The following is an 18,310-nucleotide window of genomic DNA, read 5'->3' as shown; positions in this document are numbered from 1 at the left end:
TTTCCCGTCGGCCGTCCGCCCACTCCCCCGGACGGCAAGCGCTTGCTACCCGTGAGGCGGCGTGACGCGTATCCCGACGGTGCCGTGCTCGCCCCGGCGCAGCCGGCTGCCGAGGAGGGTGAGGCGGCCGAGGACGCCGTACTTGCGGGCGATGAGCCGCCGGTAGCGGGCCGTGGTGGCGGCGTCGCAGATCTCCGCGGTCGCGGGTGTCTGCTCGCCGGTGGGGTTGCCGCGCAGGTCGCAGGGGCCGACCAGGACGTCGGGGCGGTTGCGGATCCGCTTCACCTTCCAGGAGTCGGCGGCCGTCCATACGCCGAGCGCGTCCCCGTCCCGCACGGCCCACACGGGGGTGGCGACCGGGGTGCCGTTCCTGCGGTGGCTGGTGAGCAGCAGGTACTTGCCGGCGCCGAGCCGGTCGAGCGACGCGTCGTCCATGGCGGGAAGCATAGGCCCCCTCGCCGGGGTGGTGCCCCGGCCGTGCCCACCTCAGCCGAGCGCCGCCGCCATCCGCCGCACCGCCTCCCTGACCACTTCCGGCGACGTCGCCAGGTTCAGGCGTACGTGACCGGCCCCGCCGGTGCCGAAGGGGACCCCGGAGTTGAGGGCCACCCGGCCGCGCCGCAGGAACACCTCCGCCGGGTCGTCGCCGAGGCCGAGCGCGCGGCAGTCGAGCCAGGCCAGGTACGTCGCCTCGCCGGGACGGTGGGCGATTCCGGGCAGGTGCCCGGCCAGCAGCTCGCCGAGCAGGCGCCGGTTGTCGTCGAGCCCGGCCAGCAGCGCGTCCAGCCAGGCGGTGCCGTCGCGCAGGGCGGCGGTGTGGGCGATGACGCCGACGTGACTCGGGCCGTGGCCGACCTCTTCGGGCAGCCGGGCCAGGTCCGCGGCAGCCTCGGGGCCGGCGATGGCCAGGGCGGCCTTGAGTCCGGCCAGGTTCCACGCCTTCGACGCCGACATCAGGGACAGGCCGTTCCCGGCGCCCGGCACGCTCAGGTAGGGCACGAAGTCCACACCGCCGACGACGAGCGGGGCGTGGATCTCGTCGGCCACGACCCGCACGCCGTACCGGTCGGCGAGGACGGCGACCGTGGCCAGCTCGTCGGCGGTGTGCACGGTGCCGGTCGGGTTGTGCGGGCTGCACAGCAGGTAGGCGGCCCGCCGCCGTCCGTCGACCGCCCGCCGGAAGGCGTCCTCCAGCCCGCCGAGGTCGATGCGCCCCTCCGTGCCGAGCGGGGCCTCGAACACCTGCCGGTCCATGTGCTCCACGAACTGGTAGAAGGGCGGATACACGGGCGAGTTGACGACCACCGTGTCTCCCGGTCCGGTGACCAGCTTGAGCATCTCGACGACACCCAGCATCACGTCGGGCACGATCGCGGTGCGCTGCACGGCGAGCCCGTCCCAGCTCCACCGCTTCTCCGCGAAGTCCGCCAGCGCCTCGGCGTAGGCGGTCCCCACGGGATAGCCGGTGTCGCCCCGGGCGAGCGCGTCGGTGACGGCGCGCACGATCGGCTCGGCGAGCGGCACGTCCATCTCGGCGACCCACAGCGGCAGCACGTCCTCGGGATAGGTGCGCCACTTCATACTCGTACGGCACCGGAGCTGGTCGAGCGTGAGAGCGCGGAGGGGATTCGGTTCACCGGACGTTTCGTGCGGGATCCTGGTCATGGGCACAAGATAGGGGGCCGTGGTGTGACCGTGAAACACGAGGACGGGGAGCGGGAAGCGCCGGCCGGCGCGCTCTTGGAGATCGCTTGCGACGAGTCGGGGTCGGACGGCGAGAATCTGACCGGCGGGAACACCGACGTGTTCGCCCACGCCAGTGTGCGGCTGCCCGTGGTGTCCGCCGCGGGGTCCGTGCAGGAGATTCGGGACCGGATCCGCTCGCCGGCGGAGGAGTACAAGGCGAACCATCTGCTGCGGGAGAAGCACCGGGCGGTGCTGGAGTGGCTGCTGGGACCGTCGGGCCCGATCCACGGACACGCCCATGTGCACCTCACCGAGAAGGCGTTCTTCGTGGTGGACCGGGTGGTCGGCCTGCTGCTCGGCGACCCGGCCGAGGCGCTCCCCCTGTTCCGCGAAGGGCGGCGGGCCTTCGGGGAGGACGGGTGGCGGGAGTTTCTCAGGGCCGCCAACCGGCTGCTGCGCATCAGGTATGACGGGGAGCCGGCGGAACCCGTCGACGCCTTCTTCCGCACGGTCGACGCCCTGCGCCGCGCGCATCCCGGTACGGACGCGGCGGCGCGGCTGGACCGGCTCGCCGCGGTCCGGCCCCGGGCGGACGCCTACCGGGCCCGGCTCCTGGACGCCCGTGTCCTGGACGGCCCGGCCCTCATTCCCGTCCTCAATCCGCTGCTACCGGCCATCGTGACCACGGCCGCGCACTGGAGCGCGGGCGGACGGACCGTCCGCCTGGTGCACGACCGGCAGAACATGCTGACGCCGGAACGCATCGCCTGGATCGAGGAGGCGGCCCGGCTGCGCGGGATCGGCTTCGGCGGGCTCACGCTCGTTGCCGCACGGCAGGATCCGCGGGTGCAGCTCGCCGACTTCCTCGCCGGGATCGCCCGCAAGATCGCCTCCGATGAGCTCAACGGGCGCGGCGACCCGGTGCTCACCGCGCTGTTGCGCCCGTACGTGGGGACCGCGTCCGTGTGGGGCGACGAGCGGAGCTGGACATTGCTGACCCGGAACGGGGACGGTGCAGCCCTCTCGGCAAACATCAACTTCAGGGGCTACATTGCCCGTTGACGCCGCCCCCCCTCCCCACCAGGCACTCCAGGAGATCGTCCCGTGACGGAGCACCCGCCGGCCGCCGAAGACGTCGCCGCGTCACTGCGCAGACGCATCAACACACAGCAGCCGACCGCGGCCAGGATATGGAACTACTGGCTCGGCGGCGGGGACTACTACGAGGTCGACCGGGCGGCAGGTGACCGGATCCGTGAACTCCACCCGGCCATCGTCGAGTACGCCCGCGCCGACCGCCTGTTCCTGGGGCGCGCCGTGCGCCACCTCGCGGCCGACGTCGGCATCCGCCAGTTCCTCGACATAGGTACCGGGCTGCCCACCGCCGACAACACGCACGAGGTGGCACAGCGTGTCGCACCGGACGCCCGGGTGGTCTACGTCGACAACGACCCGCTCGTCCTGGCCCACGCCCGGGCCCTGCTCACCAGTACGCCCGAGGGCCGCACCGACCACCTCGACGCGGACCTGCGCGATGTCGACGCGATCCTGGAACGCGCCGCCGACACCCTGGACTTCACGCAGCCCGTCGCCCTGATGCTGCTCAGCGTCGTCATGTTCATCGGCGACGACGAGGATCCGTACGGCGTCGTGCGGCGGCTGCTGGACGCGCTGCCCTCCGGCAGCCATCTCGTGCTGTCGCACACGGTCACCGGCCCGGGGACGTCCGAGGTGGACGCGGCCGTCCGGTACTGGAACGAGCACGGCAACCCGAAGCTGACGCCGCGTACCGCCGAGGCCGTCGGCCGGTTCTTCGACGGCCTGGAACTCCTGGAGCCGCGTGTGGTGTCCTGCTCGCGCTGGCGCCCGGAGGGCCCCGACGGGGAGGAGCCGCCCGAGGTGGCGCTGTACGGCGGGGTGGGCCGCAAGAGATGAGAAGATCACCGGCTCGGTGAACACGGGCGCCCCCGGCCACGTATGGAGGGAGGGCACTCGACTTGCGGAGGGCTCCGCGCAGTTGACGCCACGTGATCGGGTTCGGGAGCGCATGCATGAGGCACGCACGACGACGCATCGTCCGGCGAGCGGCACGGCTGGCGGCCGTCGGCGGACTCCTCCTGGGAGGGACGATGGTCACCCGGGCGGTGGCGAGCGAGCCCCCCGACGCGTCCACCGCCCCGCGCACGACCGCGCAGGCGGCCGGTGACACCGGCACGGACCTCGTGTCCCGGCTGGGCACCTCCCGTACGGCGGGCAGCTGGGTCGGCTCCGACGGGCGGCCGGTCGTCGCCGTCACGGACGAGGAGGCGGCCGCCGAGGTCCGTCGGTCGGGCGCCAGGGCGAAGGTCGTCGAGCACAGCATGCGCGACCTGAAGTCGGCCACGTCGACGCTGCGTTCGGCGCCCCGGGTGGCCGGCACGGCGTGGATGGTGGACTACAAGACCAACGAGGTGGTGGTACGCGGCGACAGCACCGTCTCCAAGGCCGACTGGTCCCGGCTGACCGAGGTCGCGGAGGGCATCGGCGGCTTCGTCCGCATGGAGCGCACCGAGGGCACCTTCACCACACGCCTGAACGGGGCGCAGCCGATCCTGTCCACCGGCGGGCGCTGCTCGGCGGGGTTCAACGTGACCGACGGGACCAGCGACTTCATCCTCACGGCCGGTCACTGCGGGCCCGAGGGCTCCCTCTGGTTCGCGGACAACCGGGGCAGGCAGCAGATCGGCGAGACGGTCAGCGGTAGCTTCCCCGGCGACGACTACTCCCTGGTCAAGTACGCGAGCGGCAACGCCGGCCAGGGCGCCGACGTGGTGGCGGTCGGCGACGGCAAGGGGGTGCGGATCACCAGCGCGGGCGAGGCGACCGTCGGGCAGCGGGTCTTCCGCAGCGGCGCCACCACCGGTCTGCGCGACGGTGAGGTGACGGGCCTCAACGCGACGGTGAACTACCCGGAGGGCACCGTCAGCGGCCTCATCGAGACGAACGTGTGCGCCGAACCCGGCGACAGCGGCGGCCCGTTGTTCTCCGAGGGCGTCGCGATCGGAGTGACGTCGGGCGGGAGCGGAGACTGCACCTCGGGCGGTACGACCTTCTTCCAGCCGGTGACGAAGGCGATGGCCTCGCTCGGCGTACGGCTGATCGTGTCGGGGCAGCCCGGGGGAGCCTCGCCGGCGCCGTCCTCGTCGGCCGCGGACGGCGCCGCCGCCCCGGGAGACGCCTCGCCGGGGTCGTCGGCACCGATCACCGGCGCGGACGCGGCGACGCTGCTGTCCCGGCTCACGGACCCCAAGAACATCGGTCCCGGTCTGCTGGTGATCGCGGGCAGCCTGGTCGCGCTGGCGGCCACCCGGTACATCCGCGCGGAGCAGGACCGCAAGGCGTACCAGCGGCGCTACTCGGCCATGTGGGGCTGACCCGTCAGCCCAGCGTCAGCAGCACGGTGGCCACCGCCGCCCCGACCAGTCCCACCGCCTGCCGCCGGGTGACCCGCTCGTGCAGGAGGGCGAGGCCGAGGACGACGGGAAGGGCCGGGTAGAGGGAGGCGAGCACCACGGCGATCGCGAGCAACTGCCGCTGGGCGGCGAGCAGGTACAGGATCAGGCCGAGCGCGGCGCCCGCCCCGACGAGCAGTGCCTGGGCGCATCGCGCGGGCGGCAGCCGAAGCTGCGGGGCATGCCGTGCCGCGGCCGGCAGCAGCAGGAGTACGGCGGCGACGCGGCCCGCCGCGACGGGCCACAGGCCGCTCGCGGGGTCGGCCTGGCCGAGGGCGAGGTACTGGACCGCGACGCCCGCGCTGGCGAGCAGGCCGTCGGCCACCGCCTGGCCGTCTCCGGCCGCGCCGCCGGAGACGAGCCAGAGCGCGGGCACCGTGACGACGATGCCCGCCCAGGCGACCGCGTCGGGACGATCGCCGAGGAGGACACCGCACAGCACGGACAGCGCGACGCCGGTGACGGCGCTCACCGGTACGACCACGCTCATCGCGCCGCGGCTCAGCCCGCGGTTGAGGAAGTGCATCGCCGTGCCGCTTCCGGCGCCGGACAGCGCTCCCCACAGCAGGTCGGACAGGCGTACGGAATCGGTGGGTAAGAGAAGTGCGGCCAGACAGGCGAGCAGCAGCCCGCCCACCTGGCCGAGAAAGGTGATGGTGACGAAGTGGGCTCGTCTGGACAGCAGTCCGCCGGCGAAGTCGACGATGCCATAGCAGACGGCCGAGGCCAGTGCGAGAAGAGCACCCATCTGGTTCGGGGTGCCCCGGGACGAGGCTTCGATGCGGCGCGGGGCCTACGCGGAGATCAGGCGGCCGTCACGGGCTGCGGGAGCGCCGCGGCCCACTCCAGGACGAGCCGCTGGTACTCCTCGCGCTGCTCCACGCTCAGTGTCCCGCCCGACCGGAGCCACAGGGCCCGGATCTCCTCGTTGACCTCGGCAGCCGATCGCTCGGAGGAGGGTTCAACAGTGGTGGACATGGTGTGAAGCATACGGCTCCGTGAGTGAAGACGATGTGAGTAATCACGAGCTAAGCGGACATACCGGACCGTGTTACTGATCACGTCCATCTGCCCTTAAACGTGGGCTGGTTCACACATCCGCCGCCCCCAGCACCAGCACCTGGATCGCCAGTACGGCGGCGCCACGCGCCCAGTCGTGAAAGTCGGACACCTTGGTCTCCAGATCGACCGGCGCGGCAAGGGGATGCCGGCCCGCGCGGATGGTCTCCTCGACCGTCTTCCCGGCCACGTCCATCAGCCCGACACCCTCCCCGGCGAGCAGGATCTTCTGCGGCATGGCGAAGTTGGCGATCTGCGCCACCAGGGTGCCGAGAGCGCGTGCGGCCTCGTCGATGACACGGGAGGGCATCGGCTCCCCTGCGGCGGCGAGCGCGAGGACCTCCTCGTAGGTCAGGTCGCGGCCGGTGGCGACCTGAACCTGGTAGCGGATGTTGGAGGTGGTCAGCAGCGAGACGGCGCTGCCGCGCTGTCCGTCCGGGGTGAGCGGGCCGTTGGGGTTGAGGATCCAGTGACGGCCGAAGCCGCGGTCCTCCTCGGCGCAGGGCACCCGTTTGCCGCCGAGGACCAGGCCGTAGCCGATGCCGGCGCCGATGGTGAGGACGACGAAGCGGTCCAGGCCGCGGCCGGCGCCGAACCAGGTCTCGGCCTCGACGAGGGCGGCGACGTCGTTCTCGACGACGACCGGCAGCCCGGTGCGTTCCTCGACGAGCCCCGCCAGCGGCACGTCCCGCCACCGCAGGAAGGGGGATTCCCCGACCACGGCCCGGTCGCGGACGAGGCCGCCGACGCCGATGCCGATGCCGGCGAGGCGGGGATGGATGCGGGACAGCTCCGCGGTCATCTCGCCCAGCACGTCGGCTACTTGGGCGGGGTCGTGCGTGGTGAGGGGGCGGTCGTGGCGGGCGACGATGTCACTGCGGAGCGTGGTGACGACGCCGTACACCATGTCCTCGGTGATCTTGAAGCCGAGGAAGGAGCGGGAGTCGGCGACGACGTCCAGCGGCTGCGAGGGGCGCCCCTGCCGCACTCCGGCCGGCGCGCCCGCCTCGGGCACCTCGACGAGCAGGCCCGACTCGATCAGCGGCTTGGTCAGCCGGGTGAGGCTGCCGGGCGAGAGGTCCAGCCGCCGGGCGAGCTCGGTGCGGGACAGCGGACCGTGGACCAGCACCTCGATCGCCACGGAGCGTTCGCCGGGGCTCAGCGGCAGCCAGCTGGCGGAACCTGCGGTCATGACGGTCGTACTCCCCACGTGAGTTTTTTCCGACCTGGAAAGAACGAGACCACTCTACGGCGATGAAGGACAGCCGGAAAAGATGTTTGCGCACCCCTTGACGCCACGATTATTTCGCGCCAAAAGTAAGTGGCCCGAGGACGAGCCGCCGCATGCGAGGGAGTCTCCCGATGACCATCGCCTCCAGCAGCCCTCCGTCGCGTCTGCCACTCGGCGGCGCCACGGAGGCAGGGACCAAGCACAGGACACGCCGGACCGGAGCCGCCGAGAGCAGGGGGGACGGGCGTCTCGCCGCGGTGTTCATCGCACCGGCGCTGCTCGGCTTCACGGTCTTCCTGCTGTGGCCGACGCTGCGGGGCATCTATCTGAGTTTCACCCGCTTCAATCTGCTCACGCCGGCGGAGTGGGTGGGACTGGACAACTACGTACGGATGGTGCATGACCCCATCTTCTGGGACTCGCTCTCGGTCACCGTCGAGTACGTGGTCATCAACATCGGTGTCCAGACGGTCTCGGCCCTCGCCATCGCCGTGCTGCTCCAGCGTCTGACGCAGTCGGCGGTGCTGCGCGGGATCGTGCTCACGCCGTACCTCATGTCGAACGTCGTGGCCGGCATCGTCTGGCTGTGGATCCTGGACACCCAGCTCGGTATCGGCAACGAGATCATCTCGGCGATCGGATTCGACCGCATACCGTTCCTGGCGGACGAGACCTGGGCCATCCCGACCATCGCGCTGATCAACGTGTGGCGGCACGTCGGCTACACCGCCCTGCTGCTGTTCGCCGGGCTCCAGGCCATCCCCAACGACATGTACGAGGCCGCCAAGGTGGACGGCGCGAGCGAGTGGCGGATGTTCTGGCGGATCACCATGCCGCTGCTGCGGCCGGTCCTGGCAGTCGTCCTGATCATGACGGTGATCGGCTCCTTCCAGGTGTTCGACACGGTCGCCGTGACGACCGCGGGCGGCCCGGCGAACGCGACCAACGTGCTCCAGTACTACATCTACGGCGCCGCCTTCGGCCGCTTCCAGTTCGGGTACGCCTCGGCGATGTCCGTGGCCCTGCTCGTCGTGCTGAGCGCGATCACCATCCTCCAGTACCGGCTCACCCGCGCCGGGCAGAGCGACCTCGGCTGACGGAGAGGAGAGACCGACATGGCTGCCGTGACCACCACGACGACACGCGTACGGCCCCTCAGGCGCCGGCCCTCCGCCGGACGGATCGTGGCCTGGGCGGTGATGGCCGCGATCGTGCTCATCACCCTGCTGCCGTTCTACTGGATCCTGCGCACCGCGCTGTCCACCAACACCGCGCTCGCCGCCCACCCCGGCGACCCCCTGCCCGTGGACCTGACGGCGGGCGGCTTCGAGCGTGCCCTGGGCCTGCAGTCCACCAAGGAGGCCATCGCCCAGGGCGGTGCGGGCGGCGGGCTGAAGTTCTGGCGCTACCTGATCAACTCGGTCGTCGTCTCGACGCTGATCACCGTCTGCCAGATCTTCTTCTCCTCCATGGCCGCGTACGCCTTCGCGCGGCTGCGCTGGCGCGGCCGGGACAAGGTGTTCGCCCTGTTCCTCGCCGGGCTGATGGTGCCGACCATCTTCACCCTGCTGCCGAACTTCGTGCTCATCAAGCAACTCCACCTGGTGGACAGCCTGCTGGGCATCGCGCTGCCGACGATGTTCATGACGCCGTTCGCGGTGTTCTTCCTGCGGCAGTTCTTCATGAACGTCCCGCGGGAGGTCGAGGAGGCCGCCCTGCTGGACGGCGCCGGGAAGGTGCGGATCTTCTTCCGGGTGATGCTGCCGATGGCGTCCACGCCCATCCTCACCCTGGCCGTGCTGACGTACATCACCTCCTGGAACGACTACTTCTGGCCGCTGATGGTGTCCTACAGCGACAGCTCACGCGTGCTCACCGTGGCGCTGGCCATCTTCCGGGCGCAGACCCCGCAGACCGGCTACGACTGGTCCGGCCTGATGGCGGCCACGCTCATCGCCGCGCTCCCGATGCTCGTGCTCTTCGGCTTCTTCGCACGCCGCATCGTCAGCTCCATCAGCTTCACCGGTATCAAGTAAGGGGACTGCTATGCGAGTTCGTATGCGTACGGTCATGGCGCTGACCGGGGCGCTGACGCTGTCCCTGACGGCCGGCTGCGCGAACGGCGACTCCGTCGGCGCGGGCAGGAACACGGTGACGTACTGGCTGTGGGACGCCAACCAACTGCCCGCCTACCAGGCCTGCGCGAAGGACTTCGAGAAGGAGAACCCGGGCCTGCAGGTCAAGATCACGCAGATGGGCTGGAGCGACTACTGGACCAAGCTCACCGCGAGCTTCATCGCGGGCACCCAGCCGGACGTCTTCACCGACCACATCCAGAAGTTCGGCCAGTTCGCCGATCTGAAGGTCCTGGAGCCGCTGGACGACCTGAGTATCAACCCGTCGGACTACCAGTCGGGGCTGGCCGGCAACTGGATGGGCCAGGACGGCCACCGCTACGGAGCCCCCAAGGACTGGGACACGGTCGCCCTCTTCTACAACCAGAAGATGACCAAGGCGGCCGGTCTGACCGCCGAGCAGCTGAACAACCTGGACTGGAACCCGAAGGACGGCGGCACCTTCGAGAAGGCCGTCGCCCACCTCACCATCGACCGCAACGGCAAGCGCGGCGACGAGCCCGGCTTCGACAAGAACCACGTCAAGGTGTACGGCCTCGCCACCGGCGGCGCGGGCGACGGCGACGGACAGACCACATGGAGCAACTTCGCCGCCTCCGCGGGATGGAACTACACCGACAAGAAGCGGTGGGGCACGAAGTACCAGTACGACAGCAAGACCTTCCAGTCCACCATCAAGTGGTTCTTCGACCTGGCGAAGAAGGGCTACATGCCCCCGCTCACGGACTACAGCGAGGGCGCCAACCCGGCCAACGCCCAACTCGCCTCCGGCAAGGCGGCGATGGCCTTCGACGGAGCGTGGATGATCTCGACCTACTACGGCTTCAAGAATCTGAAGGTCGGCACCGCCGTCACCCCCGCCGGCCCCACCGGCAAGCGCGCCACGATGATGAACGGCCTCGCCGACTCCGTCACGAAGAACGCGCGCAACAAGCCGGGTGCGCTGAAGTGGGTGAAGTACCTGTCGTCCGACAAGTGCCAGAAGACGGTCGGGAGTTACGGCATCGTCTTCCCGGCCACGCCTGCCGGCACCGAGGCCGCCGTGGCCGCGTACAAGAAGAAGGGCATCGACGTCACGGCGTTCACCGAACCGGTCGCCGACAAGAAGGACTTCACCACCTTCTCCTTCCCGATCACCAACTACGCGGCGGACGTGTACGCCCTGATGCACCCCGCCATGCAGGACGTCTACGGCAACGGCAAATCCGTGAGCAGCCTGGACCAGACCAACGACCAGATCAACCTGATCCTCTCCCAGTGAAGGGCACGCATTTCATGACGTTCTCGCTCGGCATCGTCGGTGCCGGCCAGTTCTCCGGCCAGTTCGCCACCTTGTTCCAGGCTCACCCGGGCGTCGGCGACATCTACGTCACCGACCTGCTGCCCGAGCGAGCCGAGCAGCTCGCCGCGGGCCACGGCCTCGCGGGCACCTTCCCCTCCTACGAGGCCATGCTGGAGTCGCCGTCCGTCGACGCGGTCGCCATCTTCACCCAGCGCTGGACCCACGGCCCACTGGTCCTGCAGGGCCTGAACGCGGGCAAGCACGTGTACTCCGCGGTCCCGATGGCGATCACCACCGAGGAGATCGCGGCGATCATCGACGCGGTCAAGGCGACCGGCCTGACGTACATGATGGGCGAGACCAGCCAGTACAACCCGGCGACGGTGCACGCCCGCAACCAGATCGCCGAGGGCGCCTTCGGACGGCTGTTCTACGCCGAGGGCGACTACGTCCACGACATGGATCTGGGCTTCTACGAGGCGTACCAGTACAGCGGCGGGGAGAACTGGAAGGCGACCGCCAGCTATCCCCCGCTGCTCTACCCGACGCACTCGGTGGGCGGGGTGCTGGGCGCCTGGCAGACGCACGCGGTGAGCGTGTCCGCGATCGGGGTCGTCGACGACCGCGGGGACGGCGTCTTCGACAGGTCGGTCAGCCAGTTCGACAACGACGTGTCCAACGCGACGGCCCTGTTCGAGGTCGCGGGCGGCGGTTCGTTCCGCACGAACGAGTTCCGGCGGGTGGGCTACCCCTCCCACATCCGGGAGTCCCGCTTCCGCTTCTTCGGCACGGAGGCGAGCATGGAGCAGCTCGCCACGGTGGCCCTGTGGCAGGACAAGAACGGGGTGAAGGACATCAGCGAGCTGCTGGAGCCCAAGCCCACGATGTCCGCTGACGACCCCTCACTCCAGCACATCGCGCCGGAGCTGCGGGCCGCGTTCACGTCCGGGTCGGCGCCGGTGCACGACCGCTCCCGCCTGCCGCGGGAGTTCGACAACCTGCACAACGGCCACGAGGGCAGCCACCACTTCCTGGTGGACGACTTCGTGACCGCGGTCAACAACCGGACCCTGCCGTCCGTGAACGCGTGGGTCGCGGCCCGCTACACCCTGCCGGGCATCATCGCGCACGAGTCCGCGCGGCAGGGCGGGGTCAGGCTGGAGATCCCGGACTTCGGAGACGCGCCGGAGCTGTGAGCCCGGTGCCGGTCGAGCCGGGCCCTGTGGCACGTCAGGTGCCCGGCTTGCGGCCGTACACGTAGACGTCGTCGCCCTTCTTCAGCAGCGACCAGTACTTCTTGGCGTCGGTGGTGGTCATGTTGACGCAGCCGTGCGAGCCCGGCGGGTTCCACATGCTGACGCCGACCGAGTGGAAGGCCTGGCCGCCGTCGAAGAACTGGCTGTAGGGCATCGGCACGTCGTAGATGGACGAGACGTGGTCGATGTCCCGCCAGTAGATCTTCTTCAGACCGGTGCGGGTCTCGTACTTGTCACGTCCCGTGCGGACCGGCACCGGGCCGTAGACGAGATTCTTGCCGTCCTGGATCCAGCTCAGCTGGAGCGTGAGGTTCACGCAGGCGATGCGGCCCTTGTTCACCGGGCACTTGCCGTCCTTGTTGGGGTTCGTCCCGACGGCCTTCTGCTTGTTCATCAGGTCCATCACGCCCCAGGTGACGGGACCGGCGTACCCGACGTTCGGCGTGATGCCGTGCTTGTTCTGGAAGGCCTGGATGGCCTTGCAGTCGGCGGCGGACTGCCTGCCGTCGACCGGGCGGCCGAGGAACTTCTCCACCTGCTTCTGGTACGGACCGGTCTGTGTGGTGCAGCTCGCGGCCTGTGCCGGCGCGGCACCGAGCGCGAGTGTGAGTGGTGCCACCAGCCCGGTGATCCCGAGTGCGACGGCGCCGCGTCTGGCTGTGGTCCTCATGGCGGGCCCTTCCCCCTTCGTACGTTGCGACTCTGCCAGGTAGACCCGTGTCCGGCGCAATCGGTTGTGGTGAGCTTCACCCTGCGACGAAACGGTGACATTCCGTGGCTCGTACGCCGCGACGGCGCCGGCTGCGGGCGCCCCGTTCGCGCAATGCCGCCGCTGCCCTGTCCGCCGCCGGCCCGCCCACATCGGTCACGGCGTCCTGGCACGGTCTGCTGGAACGGCAGCGCGCCGCGCGCGAGGGCTACTGCACCGCCGTACGGGACGACCTCGCGCTGCCGCCCGGCCACGGGGCGCGCCGGCCCCTACCGCCGGCCCACCAGGGCTGACCCGGTCACCGGTACCCGGTCACGTCCGCCGGTCCGCCCGCGTCCTGGACCTCGACGAGGTAGCGCCAGGCGTCCGGGCGGCTGCCGTCGAGGTCGGTGAAGCCGTACACCTGCGCCAGGCCTCCGCTGGAGAGGGACGTGCCGTTCCAGCGCGCCACCTCGGGGTCGGCGGCGAGCGCGGTGACGGCGCGGCCCACGAAACGGGGTGTCTCCGAGATGGCGAAGTGGGGGACGCGGTCGAGGGCGTCGCGCCAGTTGTCCTCGCGTACGCCGAAGTGGTCGAGCATCATCTCCGAGCGCAGCCAGCCCGGGGTCAGCGCCACGGCCGTGGCGCCGCGCGGCCCCAGTTCGTGACCGAGCGCGAAGGCCATGCGCAGGACGGACGCCTTGGCGAGGTCGTAGAAGAAGGAGGTGCGGTAGTGGTCGCTGTTGTAGTCGGCGGTGCCGTCGGTCACCTCGACCACCAGGCCACCGGGCCGGCGCAGCAGCAGCGGCAGGGCGTGATGGCTGGTGATGGCGTGGGTCTCGACCGCGAGCCTGAGGAGTCTGAGCCCGTTGTCGAGGTCGTGCTCCCAGACCGGGCAGTCCCATCCGAAGAGGTGCTCGCCGCCCCAGATGTCGTTGACGAGGACGTCGAGTCGGCCCTGCTCCTGCGCGATGCGGTCGACGAGTGCGCGGACCTGCTCCGGGTCGAGGTGGTCGGCGGGTACGGCGATGCCCTGCCCGCCGGCCTCGGTGACCAGGTCGGCGGTGTCCTCGATGGTCTCGGGCCGGTCGTACTCCGATCGCCGGGCGCGGGTGCTGCGCCCGGTGACGTAGACGGTGGCCCCGGCCGCCCCGAGTTCCACGGCGATGCCGCGCCCGGCTCCCCGGGTCGCCCCGGCGACCAGTGCGATCTTGCCTTCCAGCGGCTGTGACATGTCCGGCCTCCCGTGTGCCCGCAAGCGTTTCCGCTTCGAGGGTGCCGATGAAGCCGGACATCCTCTGTCACCTTTTCCGGCAGGTGACCGTGACGGAGAACGCGGTCAGTGGCCGCGCTGGATCCATTCCTGGAGGTGGGGGGCTTCGGTGCCGATGGTGGTGGCGTCGCCGTGGCCGGTGAGGACCTTCGTCTCCGGGGGGAGGGTCAGCAGGCGGTCGCGGAGGGAGTCGATGATGGTCGGGAAGTGGGAGTAGGAACGGCCGGTGGCGCCCGGGCCGCCCTGGAAGAGGGTGTCGCCGGTGAAGACGGTGGCCAGGGCGGGGGCGTGCAGGCAGACGGCGCCGGGGGCGTGGCCGGGCGTGTGCAGGACCCTCAGCTCGGTGCCGGCCACGTCGATGACCTGACCGTCGGCCAGCCAGGCGTCGGGGTCACGGTCGGGGTGGGTCTGCTTCCACAGCGGCAGGTCCTCCGGGTGCAGCCAGATCATCGCGCCGGTCGCCTCGGCCAGGGCGGGAGCGGCGCCCACGTGGTCGTTGTGGGCGTGGGTGCACACGATCCCCGCCAGCCGGCGCCCGCCGACGGCTGCGGCGATGGCGTCGGCGTCGTGGGCGGCGTCGATGACGATGACCTCCTGGTCGTCGCCGACCAGCCACACGTTGTTGTCCACGTCCCAGCTGCCGCCGTCCAGGGTGAACTGCCCGGAGGTCACCAGCCCTTCGATGCGGGCGGTCATCACAGCACCACCACCGAACGCAGTACATCCCCGGCATGCATCCGCTCGAACGCCTGCTCCACCTCATCCAGCGCGATGGTCTCCGACACGAACGCGGCCAGATCCAGGCGGCCCTGCAGATGCAGGTCGATCAGCATCGGGAAGTCCCGCGAGGGCAGGCAGTCGCCGTACCAGGACGACTTCAGCGCCCCGCCCCGGCCGAAGACGTCCAGCAGCGGCAGCTCCAGCTTCATCTCCGGCGTCGGCACCCCGACCAGCACCACCGTCCCGGCCAGATCCCGCGCATAGAACGCCTGCCGGTAGGTCTCCGGCCGGCCCACCGCCTCGATCACCACATCCGCCCCGAACCCGCCGGTCAGCTCCCGGACCGCCTCCACCGCATCCGTCCGGCGCGAATTCACCGCGTGCGTGGCACCCATAGCCCGGGCCGTCTCAAGCTTGCGGTCGTCGATGTCCACCGCGATGATCTTCGCCGCCCCGGCCAGACGCGCCCCCGCGATCGCCGCATCCCCCACACCACCACAGCCGATCACCGCCACCGTGTCCCCCCGGCCCACCCCGCCGGTGTTGATCGCCGCACCGATCCCGGCCATCACCCCACACCCCAGCAACCCCGCCACCTGCGCAGACACCGACGCATCCACCTTCGTGCACTGCCCCGCCGCCACCAGCGTCTTCTCGGCGAACGCACCGATCCCCAAGGCCGGCGACAGCTCCCGCCCGCTGCCCGCCAACGTCATCTTCTGCCGCGCGTTGTGGGTGTCGAAGCAGTACCAGGGCCGCCCCCGCAGACACGACCGGCACCGGCCGCACACCGCGCGCCAGTTCAGGATCACGAAGTCACCGGGCTCCACCTCGGTGACACCCGCGCCCACCGACTCCACCACCCCGGCCGCCTCATGCCCCAGCAGGAACGGAAAGTCGTCACTGATCCCGCCCTGCCTGTAATGCAGGTCGGTATGACACACCCCGCACGCCTGCACCTTCACCACCGCCTCACCCGGCCCCGGATCCGGCACCACGATCGTCTCCACACGCACCGGCTCACCCTTGCCCGATGCGATCACCCCACGAACTTCCTGCGCCATGGTGCTGCCCCTCTCCTCGACCGGTGTTCGTTCCCTCGAACCCTACGTGCGGCTACGCCACATGCGTCGGAAATCGGCAAGCCGCGCGCAGCGGCGCCGACGTAGCCTGAGGGATCCGTCGGACTCCGAAGGAGCACCGTGAGCATCGCAGAGACGCAGAGCGGTCCGCCCGCATGGCGGCTGCTCCTCGGATACGTACGGCCGCATCGGTGGGCCCTGTTGGCCGGCGCGGTGCTCTCGCTGGTGACGGGGGCCACCGGGCTGCTGCTGCCGCTGGTGGCGCGGGGGCTCATCGACGACCTGGCGCACGACCGGGCCATCACGGGTGCGCTGCTCGTCATGTCGGGGCTGGTGGTCGCCAACGCGGCGGTGGGAGCGCTGGGTTCGTACGTGCTGCGGCGCACCGCCGAGTCGGTGGTGCTCGGGGCGCGGCGCACACTGTCGTCGTATCTGCTGCGGCTGCGCATCACGTCCGTCGACCGCAGTGAGCCGGGCGATCTGATGGCCCGTATCACCTCCGACACCACGCTGCTGCGCGAGGTCACCACCGACTCGCTCGTCGGCCTCGGCACGGGCGGTCTCACACTCGTCGCCACCTTGGTGATGATGGGCCTGGTGGATCCGGTGCTGCTGGGTGTCACCCTGGCCGTGGTCCTGGCCGCCGGCACGGTCCTCGGCGTGATCGTGCCGCGGATCAACCGGGCCAGCCGGCAGGCGCAGAACGCGGTCGGCGTGATGGGCGCCGCGCTGGAGCGGACGCTCGGCGCGCTGCGCACGGTGAAGGCGTCCGGCGCCGAGCACCGCGAGGAGCGCGTGCTGCACGAGGCCGCCGAGGAGTCGTGGCGGCAGAGCGTGCGCGCCGCCAAGTGGTCGGCGGCGGCGGGGAACACGGCAGGGCTGGCGATGCAGATCGCCTTCATCACGGTGCTCGCGGTGGGCGGGGCGCGGGTGGCGACCGGCGCGATCGACGTCGGCACGCTGGTCGCGTTCCTGCTGTACGTGTTCTATCTGATGTCGCCGATACAGCAGGTCGTCGGCGCGATCACCCAGTACCAGACGGGCTCGGCGGCCCTCGCCCGCATCCAGGAGGCACTGCGCCTGCCCGCCGAACCGCCGGCCCGGCCCGCGCCGCTGCCCGCCACCGGCGCGGAGCCGGCCGCCCTCGCCTTCCACGACGTGCGGTTCCGGTACGCCGAGGACCTGCCGTACGTCCACCACGGGGTGACGTTCGCCGTGCCCGCGCAGGGGATGACGGCGTTCGTCGGCCCGTCCGGCGCGGGCAAGACCACCGTCTTCTCCCTGATCGAGCGGTTCTACGATCCGGAGTCCGGCGAGATCACGCTGGACGGCCGGAACCTCACGGACTGGGAGCTGCCGCAGCTGCGGGCCGCGATCGGATACGTGGAGCAGGACGCGCCGGTGCTGTCGGGCTCGCTGCGGGAGAACCTGCTGCTGGGCCATCCGGAGGCGGACGAGGCCGCGCTCGCCCGCGTACTGAAGACGACTCGTCTCGACGGGCTGGTGGCCCGCCTGCCGAGTGGCCTGGACACGCTCGTGGGGCACCGCGGCACCAAGCTGTCGGGGGGCGAGCGGCAGCGCGTCGCCATCGCCCGGGCCCTGCTGCGCCGCCCCCGGCTGCTGCTGCTCGACGAGGCCACCTCCCAGCTGGACGCGGTGAACGAGGCGGCGCTGCGGGACACCATCGCCGATGTGGCCCGGACGACGACGGTGCTGGTCGTCGCGCACCGGCTGTCGACGGTGACGATGGCCGACCGGATCGTCGTGATGGACGCGGGCCGCGTCCGCGCGGTCGGCACCCACCGCGAGCTCGTGAGCGCCGATCCGCTGTACGCGGAGCTGGCGGCGACCCAGTTCCTGGCGGGGGGTGAGTGAGCCACTGCGCTTGCCGGGCCTGCCGGGGCGGAGGAGCCTCGAAGGAGAGGACGGCCATCGAAGGAGGTCACCATGGGAACCGCGGCACAGCCCGCCTTCGACACCGAGACCCTGCGCCGGGGTGTGGAGGGACAGCCGGAGACCCTCCTGTCGCTCTACGCGGACGACGCGGAGTTTCGCATCGTGGACCGCACCACCCAGCCGAGCCACCCCAAGGTCCTGCACGGCCGCGACGAGATCGCCCGGATGCTCGACGACGTCTACAGCCGCGACATGACGCACAAGCTGGAGCGGTGCGTGGTGCAGGGCGATCAGGCGGCCTACAGCGAGTCCTGCGTGTACGCGGACGGGGTCCGCGTGCTCTCCGAGTCGATGCTCTCGCTGCGGGACGGCAAGATCACCGAGCAGACTCTGGTCCAGGCCTGGGACGAGTAGGGAGAAAGGCAGGTCGGTCGAGGTGACTGCCGGGCGAGTAGGACCACCGGCCCGGAGTGGATCATGTGAGTGCGGCGGCTGGGCGAGGCGCGGACAC

19 protein-coding genes are annotated in these 18,310 nt (G+C 70.8%); 10 read left to right on the top strand and 9 right to left on the bottom strand.

Going from position 1 to position 18,310, the window contains the following annotated elements; genetic code table 11:
* Positions 1 to 45: 45 nt before the first annotated feature.
* Together NW895_RS22660 and NW895_RS22655 are read right to left on the bottom strand one after the other, a co-directional pair.
* A complete protein-coding gene (locus NW895_RS22660; protein ID WP_289937614.1) occupies positions 46 to 435 on the bottom strand; it encodes a PPOX class F420-dependent oxidoreductase in 390 nt (129 codons plus the stop codon).
* Between the two features lie 51 nt (positions 436 to 486).
* On the bottom strand, positions 487 to 1,665 hold the full coding sequence (locus NW895_RS22655) for a MalY/PatB family protein (RefSeq protein ID WP_289937613.1): 1,179 nt from the start codon (positions 1,663 to 1,665) through the stop codon (positions 487 to 489).
* 24 nt (positions 1,666 to 1,689) lie between these two features.
* Here NW895_RS22655 and NW895_RS22650 point away from each other — a divergent pair, with 24 nt between their 5' ends.
* From NW895_RS22650 to NW895_RS22640, 3 genes are all read left to right on the top strand, one after another.
* Complete coding sequence (locus NW895_RS22650) at positions 1,690 to 2,748, top strand: hypothetical protein (RefSeq protein WP_289937612.1); 1,059 nt, start codon at positions 1,690 to 1,692, stop codon at positions 2,746 to 2,748.
* Positions 2,749 to 2,790: 42 nt separating this feature from the next.
* Positions 2,791 to 3,621: an SAM-dependent methyltransferase gene (locus NW895_RS22645; protein ID WP_289937610.1), complete on the top strand. Its 831-nt coding sequence runs from the start codon at positions 2,791 to 2,793 to the stop codon at positions 3,619 to 3,621.
* A 116-nt stretch (positions 3,622 to 3,737) separates the two neighbouring features.
* Positions 3,738 to 5,099: a S1 family peptidase gene (locus tag NW895_RS22640; protein WP_289937609.1), complete on the top strand. Its 1,362-nt coding sequence runs from the start codon at positions 3,738 to 3,740 to the stop codon at positions 5,097 to 5,099.
* 4 nt (positions 5,100 to 5,103) lie between these two features.
* Here the strand turns inward: NW895_RS22640 and NW895_RS22635 are convergent, their stop codons facing one another.
* The 3 genes from NW895_RS22635 to NW895_RS22625 all read right to left on the bottom strand — a co-directional run bounded on the left by NW895_RS22635 (position 5,104) and on the right by NW895_RS22625 (position 7,428).
* On the bottom strand, positions 5,104 to 5,925 hold the full coding sequence (locus NW895_RS22635) for an EamA family transporter (RefSeq protein ID WP_289937606.1): 822 nt from the start codon (positions 5,923 to 5,925) through the stop codon (positions 5,104 to 5,106).
* A 56-nt stretch (positions 5,926 to 5,981) separates the two neighbouring features.
* A complete protein-coding gene (locus NW895_RS22630; RefSeq protein ID WP_289937605.1) occupies positions 5,982 to 6,167 on the bottom strand; it encodes a hypothetical protein in 186 nt (61 codons plus the stop codon).
* Between the two features lie 100 nt (positions 6,168 to 6,267).
* A complete protein-coding gene (locus NW895_RS22625) occupies positions 6,268 to 7,428 on the bottom strand; it encodes an ROK family transcriptional regulator (protein WP_289937604.1) in 1,161 nt (386 codons plus the stop codon).
* Between the two features lie 170 nt (positions 7,429 to 7,598).
* Here NW895_RS22625 and NW895_RS22620 point away from each other — a divergent pair, with 170 nt between their 5' ends.
* Genes NW895_RS22620 through NW895_RS22605 form a run of 4 tightly spaced genes read left to right on the top strand, consistent with a single transcriptional unit; the run spans position 7,599 to position 12,080 of the window.
* Entirely contained in the window at positions 7,599 to 8,564 is a 966-nt protein-coding gene (locus NW895_RS22620; RefSeq protein WP_289937603.1) for a sugar ABC transporter permease, read from the top strand.
* 18 nt (positions 8,565 to 8,582) lie between these two features.
* Positions 8,583 to 9,503 carry a carbohydrate ABC transporter permease gene (locus NW895_RS22615; protein WP_289937602.1) on the top strand — a complete coding sequence of 307 codons (921 nt, stop codon included), beginning with the start codon at positions 8,583 to 8,585 and terminating at the stop codon, positions 9,501 to 9,503.
* A 34-nt stretch (positions 9,504 to 9,537) separates the two neighbouring features.
* Complete coding sequence (locus NW895_RS22610; protein ID WP_289937810.1) at positions 9,538 to 10,863, top strand: sugar ABC transporter substrate-binding protein; 1,326 nt, start codon at positions 9,538 to 9,540, stop codon at positions 10,861 to 10,863.
* 14 nt (positions 10,864 to 10,877) lie between these two features.
* The gene (locus NW895_RS22605) at positions 10,878 to 12,080 is read left to right on the top strand and encodes a Gfo/Idh/MocA family oxidoreductase (protein ID WP_289937809.1); all 1,203 of its coding nucleotides are present in this window, start codon (positions 10,878 to 10,880) and stop codon (positions 12,078 to 12,080) included.
* A 34-nt stretch (positions 12,081 to 12,114) separates the two neighbouring features.
* On the opposite strand, the gene NW895_RS22600 is transcribed toward NW895_RS22605, so the two are convergent.
* On the bottom strand, positions 12,115 to 12,810 hold the full coding sequence (locus NW895_RS22600) for a L,D-transpeptidase (protein ID WP_289937601.1): 696 nt from the start codon (positions 12,808 to 12,810) through the stop codon (positions 12,115 to 12,117).
* 104 nt (positions 12,811 to 12,914) lie between these two features.
* On the opposite strand from NW895_RS22600, the gene NW895_RS22595 reads away from it, so the two are divergent.
* The gene (locus NW895_RS22595) at positions 12,915 to 13,142 is read left to right on the top strand and encodes a hypothetical protein (RefSeq protein WP_289937831.1); all 228 of its coding nucleotides are present in this window, start codon (positions 12,915 to 12,917) and stop codon (positions 13,140 to 13,142) included.
* Between the two features lie 5 nt (positions 13,143 to 13,147).
* Here NW895_RS22595 and NW895_RS22590 read toward each other — a convergent pair whose 3' ends face one another.
* The 3 genes from NW895_RS22590 to NW895_RS22580 form a co-directional block, all read right to left on the bottom strand.
* On the bottom strand, positions 13,148 to 14,062 hold the full coding sequence (locus NW895_RS22590) for an SDR family oxidoreductase (protein ID WP_289937600.1): 915 nt from the start codon (positions 14,060 to 14,062) through the stop codon (positions 13,148 to 13,150).
* Positions 14,063 to 14,167: 105 nt separating this feature from the next.
* Positions 14,168 to 14,797 (bottom strand): MBL fold metallo-hydrolase, encoded by a 630-nt coding sequence (locus tag NW895_RS22585; RefSeq protein ID WP_289937599.1) that lies wholly within the window; start codon positions 14,795 to 14,797, stop codon positions 14,168 to 14,170.
* Positions 14,797 to 15,885 (bottom strand): S-(hydroxymethyl)mycothiol dehydrogenase, encoded by a 1,089-nt coding sequence (locus NW895_RS22580; RefSeq protein ID WP_289937598.1) that lies wholly within the window; start codon positions 15,883 to 15,885, stop codon positions 14,797 to 14,799. The genes NW895_RS22585 and NW895_RS22580 overlap by 1 nt, the downstream gene beginning before the upstream one ends.
* A 138-nt stretch (positions 15,886 to 16,023) precedes the next feature.
* Here NW895_RS22580 and NW895_RS22575 point away from each other — a divergent pair, with 138 nt between their 5' ends.
* Both NW895_RS22575 and NW895_RS22570 read left to right on the top strand, forming a co-directional pair.
* A complete protein-coding gene (locus NW895_RS22575; protein ID WP_289937597.1) occupies positions 16,024 to 17,778 on the top strand; it encodes an ABC transporter ATP-binding protein in 1,755 nt (584 codons plus the stop codon).
* 72 nt (positions 17,779 to 17,850) lie between these two features.
* Positions 17,851 to 18,213: a nuclear transport factor 2 family protein gene (locus NW895_RS22570; protein ID WP_289937596.1), complete on the top strand. Its 363-nt coding sequence runs from the start codon at positions 17,851 to 17,853 to the stop codon at positions 18,211 to 18,213.
* Positions 18,214 to 18,310 lie beyond the last annotated feature (97 nt).

Source organism: Streptomyces sp. S.PNR 29 (assembly GCF_030386795.1).
Taxonomy (GTDB): Bacteria; Actinomycetota; Actinomycetes; order Streptomycetales; family Streptomycetaceae; genus Streptomyces.
This window is presented reverse-complemented; position numbering and strand designations above follow the sequence as displayed.

Coding starts and splice junctions, on each gene's coding strand:
- NW895_RS22600 (WP_289937601.1), bottom strand. CDS start 12,810: ATGAGGACCACAGCCAGACGCGGCGCCGTCGCACTCGGGATCACCGGG.
- NW895_RS22635 (WP_289937606.1), bottom strand. CDS start 5,925: ATGGGTGCTCTTCTCGCACTGGCCTCGGCCGTCTGCTATGGCATCGTC.
- NW895_RS22620 (WP_289937603.1), top strand. CDS start 7,599: ATGACCATCGCCTCCAGCAGCCCTCCGTCGCGTCTGCCACTCGGCGGC.
- NW895_RS22585 (WP_289937599.1), bottom strand. CDS start 14,797: ATGACCGCCCGCATCGAAGGGCTGGTGACCTCCGGGCAGTTCACCCTG.
- NW895_RS22580 (WP_289937598.1), bottom strand. CDS start 15,885: ATGGCGCAGGAAGTTCGTGGGGTGATCGCATCGGGCAAGGGTGAGCCG.
- NW895_RS22615 (WP_289937602.1), top strand. CDS start 8,583: ATGGCTGCCGTGACCACCACGACGACACGCGTACGGCCCCTCAGGCGC.
- NW895_RS22570 (WP_289937596.1), top strand. CDS start 17,851: ATGGGAACCGCGGCACAGCCCGCCTTCGACACCGAGACCCTGCGCCGG.
- NW895_RS22630 (WP_289937605.1), bottom strand. CDS start 6,167: ATGCTTCACACCATGTCCACCACTGTTGAACCCTCCTCCGAGCGATCG.
- NW895_RS22660 (WP_289937614.1), bottom strand. CDS start 435: ATGGACGACGCGTCGCTCGACCGGCTCGGCGCCGGCAAGTACCTGCTG.
- NW895_RS22605 (WP_289937809.1), top strand. CDS start 10,878: ATGACGTTCTCGCTCGGCATCGTCGGTGCCGGCCAGTTCTCCGGCCAG.
- NW895_RS22610 (WP_289937810.1), top strand. CDS start 9,538: ATGGCGCTGACCGGGGCGCTGACGCTGTCCCTGACGGCCGGCTGCGCG.
- NW895_RS22590 (WP_289937600.1), bottom strand. CDS start 14,062: ATGTCACAGCCGCTGGAAGGCAAGATCGCACTGGTCGCCGGGGCGACC.
- NW895_RS22625 (WP_289937604.1), bottom strand. CDS start 7,428: ATGACCGCAGGTTCCGCCAGCTGGCTGCCGCTGAGCCCCGGCGAACGC.
- NW895_RS22640 (WP_289937609.1), top strand. CDS start 3,738: ATGAGGCACGCACGACGACGCATCGTCCGGCGAGCGGCACGGCTGGCG.
- NW895_RS22655 (WP_289937613.1), bottom strand. CDS start 1,665: ATGACCAGGATCCCGCACGAAACGTCCGGTGAACCGAATCCCCTCCGC.